1 protein-coding gene is annotated in these 1,949 nt (G+C 61.0%); it reads right to left on the reverse strand.

The window, feature by feature from the left end; all coding sequences use genetic code 11:
- Nucleotides 1-233 precede the first annotated feature (233 nt).
- On the reverse strand, nt 234-1,454 hold the full coding sequence (gene nspC / locus V6C16_RS12135; protein ID WP_333536260.1) for a carboxynorspermidine decarboxylase: 1,221 nt from the start codon (nt 1,452-1,454) through the stop codon (nt 234-236).
- Between the last annotated feature and the right edge of the window lie 495 nt (nt 1,455-1,949).

Consider the following 1,949-nt stretch of genomic DNA (forward strand, 5'->3'; position numbering starts at 1 on the left):
AACTGGTACGGGAATGCCTTTGGGCAGTTCTGTTTTCACGCCCGGTGCTGCCGCAGGCCCTGCGGGAGCCTGAAAGCGTTCACCTTTGCCATATCAAAAAGCGCCCCGCGGGGCGCTTTTTTTGCGTCTGACGTACCTGACACCCAGGCGGGCAACGTGCCGCCAGCCTGTCAGCCTGCTTGCCAGCCTGTTTGGCAGTTTGGGGCAGTGAGCCGGGCGGTGTTGCCCGCGCCTCAGGACAGCCGGTTTTTAAAGTCCGCGTAGCCGAATTCCCGCAGCATGCGAAAGTCCATATCCCCGGCGGCGTCAGGCCCGCAGATGCCGATGGAAGGCAGGCGCAGGCCGTTGAATGTGGTGGTCTTGACCATGCTGTAAATAGCCATGTCTTCAAAGACAAGACGTTGCCCGGGCCTGAGGGGCGCGTCAAAAGAGTATTCCCCGGCCACATCGCCCGCCAGGCAGGATTTGCCCGCCAAGCGGCAGGTCCAGCTTTTTTGCCCGGCTTCTCCGGCGAGAACGGCGGCCCCGTCATGCTCGTAGCGCACGCGCGGTCGGTAGGGCATCTCGATAACATCGGGCATATGGCAGGGAACGCCGATATCCAGAATCGCGATGGGCATATCGGCCTCAATGACGTCCAGCACCGTGACTGCAAGCCAGCCCGCGTCCAGCGCCACGGCTTCGCCCGGCTCAAGGTATATCTGGGCCTGATAGCGGTCGCGCCATTGCGTCAGCAGACGGCAGAGCAGGTCAAGGTCGTAGCCCGGCCTGGTGATGTGGTGGCCGCCGCCCATGTTGATCCAGCGGCATTGGGGCAGCCACTGGCCGAAGTTTTTTTCTACGGCAGCCAGTGTGCGCTCAAGAGCGTCGGCCCCCTGTTCGCACAGGGTGTGAAAATGCAGGCCGGATATGCCCGTCATGGCTGCGGGGTCGAAATGCTTGCGGCGTATGCCCAGACGCGAACCCGGCGCGCAGGGATTGTAAATTTCCACAGCGCCTTCGGAATGTTCGGGGTTGATGCGCAGCCCGCACTGTATTTGCCTGTCCGGGCAACGGCCCTTGTTCCACATTTCAATGGCAGGGGCGAACTCGCGCCACTGTGCCGTGGAGTTGAACACGATGTGGTCCGTCAGGGTGAGCAGTTCCGCCATTTCACGCCTGTTCCAGCCTGCGGCGAACGCGTGGACTTCGCCGCCGAATTCTTCACGGGCCAGACGGGCCTCGTCAACGGAGCTGGCGCAGGCTCCCCACAGCGGGCCGTGTCCCTTGAAGCGCGAAAGCAGCGGAAATGTTTTCCAGGCGGCATAGCCCTTGAGGGCCAGAAGGATTTTCGCCCCGGTGCGCTCCTGCACACTGTTGAGTATGGCTGCATTGGCGTTGAGCCGGTTTTCATCCAGCACAAAGCAGGGTGAGGGGATGCGGCTTGGATCGAAAAGAAGATGCTGACAGTGCATGCGGATTCCTCTGGGAAGGAGTTTATACCGGGTTGTGAGCCGGTAAAATATGGTGCTCGGTTTTTTGTTTTTTTAAATTTTGTTCGCGCTCTGAAGATACATGTGGCGATGGGGGCTGTCATCAAGGCAGCTTGGACGCGGCGGGGCAGGAGGGGGACTGGCTCGGCCTTCGAGAAATTTTTTTGTTGCCCTGCGGGCGCGGAGGCTTTTTCTTTATTCCTTGTTTGGGCCGCCGATGCGGCGGGCAAAGAGGTGAAAGGGGTCGGTCTTCGAAAGGGAATACTGCCGCCCTGTGGGCGCGGAGGCTTCTTCTTTATTTTTTGTTTGGGCCGCCGATGCGGCGGGCAAAGAGGTGAAAGGGGTCGGTCTTCGAGAAGGAATGCTGCCGCCCTGCGGGCATGAAGGCTTTTTCTTTGATGTTGTTTGGGCCGCCTGCGCGGCGGGCGGCAGAGGGGGCCTGTTAGGGGCTGCGCCCCTCCGAGGCCCCCTCTGCAC

This window comes from Desulfovibrio sp. 1188_IL3213 (genome assembly GCF_036763145.1).
Taxonomy (GTDB): domain Bacteria; phylum Desulfobacterota; class Desulfovibrionia; order Desulfovibrionales; family Desulfovibrionaceae; genus Desulfovibrio.